Origin of the sequence: Pradoshia sp. (assembly GCF_051873915.1) — a bacterium.
GTDB lineage: Bacteria > Bacillota > Bacilli > Bacillales > Pradoshiaceae > Pradoshia.
In genome coordinates, this window is the sequence record NZ_JBJEFJ010000001.1 from 1 (window position 1) to 4173 (window position 4173).

A 4173-nucleotide genomic window follows, 5' to 3' on the forward strand; every position below is an offset into this window, starting at 1 on the left:
TTTAAGACTTGCTTAGCGTTTCGTTTTGTTTAGTTTTCAAAGAACAATCTTTTTTCAATCGCCTTAGCGACCTTATTTATTATACTCTCATCACTTCTTAAAAGCAAGAACTTTTTTTAAAAAGTTTTTATCTCGTTTTTCAGAAGCAACTTTTATATAATACCTGCTTTTCTTCTTTTGTGCAAGACTTTTTTTAAAAAGAATTTATGTCATCCCTCTCCACTAAGAGGCGACTAGAGAATAATAGCATGATACCTCGTTATAAGACAATGGTATTTATTTCAAAACACATAACCCCTTCCCTAATGACACATATTAATCCCAGTGTGTTCTGCACACTCACTAACTTCGATGTGGAGGAATTCAAATTGAACATTCGTGAAGGTTTAATTCCAGCCGTATTAGGTTCTGCCGTCACCGCCGGAGGATATGCATTTAAACAAATGCGAGGCAGCAACAAGATGATAGCCAACACAGTGATTGGCTTCGGTTTGGCACATATCGTTTTAGGCGCAATTGATTTGGCAGAGCATCGCAGTTAGACAAAGAAAGAGAGCGTTTCATACGCTCTCTTTCTTCCCTTTCTTTTCTTCATCGTTCGTTAATTGATTTAGATAATCGATGTACAGATGATCATACTTTTCAATCTCTTCATGTTGAATCACCTGTCTTGCTCGTTCAGCCATCGCTGCCTTAAGAACTCTTCTTATTTTTTGCATAACTTTCATTTCCGCCATCTTATCTAACAATCACTCTATTCTTCTATTAATCTGCCCGATAACTGGATTGTCACATTATAATTCGTTCAATAGCCTTCGCCAACACGAATATTTTTCCACCTCTAGCTGCAACAAACCCGAAAGCATCCTTTTCCTGTATTTCAAAAAGAAAAGGGAATTCCCACTTTCATCTCGAATAAATAATACCGACAGCTAAACAAAGGAGGAATCCCTATGCATTCTTCACCACTTTCATCCAAGATCAACAATGTATTCATTCATGTCAGCGACCTGAAGAAATCCTCTGAATGGTATTGCAGACTGATTGGCGCACCCTTCCATATAGAAGAAGTTAAATCACCCGTATACAATATTCCCGTCACATCTGAGACAGGTCTGACATTAGATGACCATCGTTTCGATCCCGGATTTGAACTAAATCCCTCCAGCCATGTTCTTTTCAACCTGTATGCAGCAGACATTGATGAAGCCTATCATTATGTGAAAGGTACAGGAGCAGTGATTACACGGGAGATCGAGCGAATCGGAGAATTTGCGTATTTCAACTTCCAAGATCCAGATGGGAATGTACTAATGATATGTACTCATTAATGGTTTACGATTTTTTCTTTGATACAGACCGTCTTTTTGCCAAAACATATAATACCCACGAAACCAAAGGACAACACGAAGGAAGCTAGAGGCAAACAACAGGGCAGAACCGAAGGCACATAAAACGAAGAAATATAAGACCCGGCATTGCTTAAGGAGCATCACCACGAACGCGGTCGCCGCTGTCAACCCTAATAAAACCCACTCAGACAAACTCATAGCTTCCCCCTCAATCAACTTAGCACCAATCTATTTTTCTATTATTTCCCACCCCTGGTCAAACAAAAACCCCTGACACCAATGGTATCAGGGGTACTTTTATTCTTAATACATTTGCAGGTATTGCTCTCTTTCCCATGGATGCACTTGGGTTCGGAACATATCCCATTCAATCTCTTTCGCTTCAATGAAGTGCTCAAGGATGTGCTCTCCTAACGCATCAGTGATGACTTGGTCACTTTGAAGCTCTTGAAGGGCTTGGTATAGAGTTGCCGGCAGGTCTTTAATGCCCTCCTCAGCGCGCTCAGCTGCATTCATGACATAGATGTTTCTGTCAATTGGCGCTGGAGCTTGTTTGTTGTTTTTGATTCCGTCTAATCCGGCGCTTAATAGAACAGCCATTGCCAGGTATGGATTTGCTGTCGGGTCAACACTGCGCACTTCTACGCGTGTGCTCAATCCGCGAGAAGCAGGGATACGGACAAGCGGGCTGCGGTTGCGTGCGGACCATGCAACATAGCAAGGCGCTTCATAGCCAGGCACAAGACGTTTGTATGAGTTAACCGTTGGGTTTGTCACGGCTGTGAAGGCAGGAGCATGCTCGATGACACCAGCGATGAATTGGCGAGCGGTATCACTCATTTCCAATTCTCCTTCTTTATCATGGAACACGTTTACACCTTCATTGAATAAGGAAAGGTTGCAGTGCATTCCGGAGCCGTTAACACCGAATAATGGTTTCGCCATGAATGTCGCGTGCAAGCCGTGCTTTCTGGCGATTGTCTTTACGACTAGCTTGAAGGTTTGGATTTGGTCACAAGCTGTGATCGCATCCGCATATTTGAAGTCAATCTCATGCTGACCAGGAGCTACCTCATGGTGAGAAGCTTCGATTTCAAAGCCCATCTCTTCAAGTTCAAGCACGATATCGCGGCGGCAGTTTTCGCCAAGATCAGTTGGCGCAAGGTCAAAGTATCCGCCTTTATCATTCAGTTCAAGCGTCGGCTCCCCTGCCTGATCTAATTTAAACAGGAAGAATTCCGGCTCAGGCCCTACGTTGAAGTTTGTGAAGCCAAGTTCTTTCATTTCGCCTAAGATGCGTTTAAGATTCGCACGGGGATCTCCGGAAAATGGCGTTCCATCTGGATTGTAGATGTCACAGATCAAACGAGCCACTTTTCCTTTTTCAGCAGTCCAAGGAAAAATAACCCATGTATCTAAATCTGGATACAAGTACATATCAGATTCTTCAATACGGACAAATCCTTCAATAGAAGATCCGTCAAACATCATTTTGTTGTCTAAAGCTTTGTCGAGCTGGCTTACTGGAATCTCTACATTCTTAATTGTTCCCAAAATATCCGTGAACTGTAAACGAATAAATTTGACGTTTTCCTCTTTCGCTAACTTTCTAATATCGTCTGCAGTATATTTCCCCATTTACCTCTTCCTCCTTGAATGTGAATCTCATTTATTTAAATTTAATGAAAAAACCGGTGCATGTCTCCTGAACGAGCGCCTCCTCTTGTCGTGAAGCGTCCCGCTTGCAGAAGCTCATCTCGCAAAAGCTTGCGAAGCTGGGCATCTGTCAGCTCAGGCTTTGGCGTTTCTTTCGGCTCGTCCTTTTCTTCCGAAACGACCTCAGAACCACCAAGGATTTTCTTAATACCTGCCATGTTGATTCCTTGGTCAAGCAACTCCTTGATCTCAAGCAGACGGTCGATGTCATTCAATGAAAACATCCGCCTGTTGCCCTCTGTTCTGGCAGGCTGTACTAACTCATGTTCCTCATAATAGCGAATCTGCCGCGCGGTTAAATCGGTCAGCTGCATGACAATACTCATTGGAAAAAGTGGCATCGTTCTTCTAATGTTACCGCTCACCACTGCCTCCTCCTTAATCATTAATAGGATAATTATAGTGTATGGTATGTAAATTTAATTGTCAATTCCATGTTAGGTTTTCTTACATGCTTTTTGATCGAACGATTGCGACTTTTTTCATTTTTCCTTAATCCACCACACTTAAACCCTTTTATGTCCTTTTCTTCCGAGAAACATGGCATACAGGTCTTTTTTATCATCCCTAGATCAATCGTCATCCAAATAAAACGTCATATGCCCTTTCTCTTCCCGATAATAGTCGAGTCTTTCCTTGAGAGTGCCTGTATGGAATTCAAATTTATGCCCATCCAGATCGGTGAAATAGATGGAACGCCGATCCCTCCTATCCCGCTCTCTCCCCTCAAGTATATTCACATTAAGCTTTTTCAGCTTTTCCAGCATAGGCTGAAAATCTGCTTCATCGATTGAAAAGGCAATATGGGTATAAGACTCATTGATTTCCTTTCTCGGAATACCGCCCTCCTCATTCAAGGCAAGCCACATTCCATTCAAATCAAAGTAGGCGGTCGTCCTCCCCTTGACAAGCAACTTTGCGTCGAACACCTGCTGATAAAATAAAATGGAGCGATTTAAATCAGACACAGAAAACAATAAATGATTAATCCCTCTGATTGTCATAATTTCTCCCTTCCCCTTTACCTGGCAACAATTCTGATTATACAGAAAATTAGGTGTAAATCTGTGTAACCCGCTTTATTTTCATAAAATATTCACCATTC

6 protein-coding genes are annotated in these 4173 nt (G+C 42.1%); 2 read left to right on the plus strand and 4 right to left on the minus strand.

All coding sequences use genetic code 11. The annotated features are described in order from the left end of the window. The first annotated feature begins 368 nt into the window (after positions 1-368). Positions 369-542: an asparagine synthase gene (locus tag ACI35L_RS00005; RefSeq protein ID WP_439801946.1), complete on the plus strand. Its 174-nt coding sequence runs from the start codon at positions 369-371 to the stop codon at positions 540-542. Positions 543-560: 18 nt separating this feature from the next. Here ACI35L_RS00005 and ACI35L_RS00010 read toward each other — a convergent pair whose 3' ends face one another. Continuing rightward, the gene (locus ACI35L_RS00010) at positions 561-728 is read right to left on the minus strand and encodes a hypothetical protein (protein WP_439801947.1); all 168 of its coding nucleotides are present in this window, start codon (positions 726-728) and stop codon (positions 561-563) included. Positions 729-953: 225 nt separating this feature from the next. Here ACI35L_RS00010 and ACI35L_RS00015 point away from each other — a divergent pair, with 225 nt between their 5' ends. Beyond that, entirely contained in the window at positions 954-1331 is a 378-nt protein-coding gene (locus tag ACI35L_RS00015) for a VOC family protein (RefSeq protein ID WP_439801948.1), read from the plus strand. Between the two features lie 324 nt (positions 1332-1655). Here ACI35L_RS00015 and glnA read toward each other — a convergent pair whose 3' ends face one another. From glnA to fosB, 3 genes are all read right to left on the minus strand, one after another. Then, positions 1656-2990, minus strand: a complete 1335-nt coding sequence (gene glnA, locus ACI35L_RS00020; protein ID WP_049671192.1) for a type I glutamate--ammonia ligase — start codon at positions 2988-2990, stop codon at positions 1656-1658. Between the two features lie 41 nt (positions 2991-3031). Then, positions 3032-3433 carry a MerR family transcriptional regulator gene (locus ACI35L_RS00025; protein WP_049671193.1) on the minus strand — a complete coding sequence of 134 codons (402 nt, stop codon included), beginning with the start codon at positions 3431-3433 and terminating at the stop codon, positions 3032-3034. Positions 3434-3640: 207 nt separating this feature from the next. Continuing rightward, entirely contained in the window at positions 3641-4072 is a 432-nt protein-coding gene (gene fosB, locus ACI35L_RS00030; RefSeq protein WP_439801949.1) for a metallothiol transferase FosB, read from the minus strand. Positions 4073-4173: the final 101 nt, after the last annotated feature.

Coding starts and splice junctions, on each gene's coding strand:
- glnA (WP_049671192.1), bottom strand. CDS start 2,990: ATGGGGAAATATACTGCAGACGATATTAGAAAGTTAGCGAAAGAGGAA.
- ACI35L_RS00010 (WP_439801947.1), bottom strand. CDS start 728: ATGAAAGTTATGCAAAAAATAAGAAGAGTTCTTAAGGCAGCGATGGCT.
- ACI35L_RS00015 (WP_439801948.1), top strand. CDS start 954: ATGCATTCTTCACCACTTTCATCCAAGATCAACAATGTATTCATTCAT.
- fosB (WP_439801949.1), bottom strand. CDS start 4,072: ATGACAATCAGAGGGATTAATCATTTATTGTTTTCTGTGTCTGATTTA.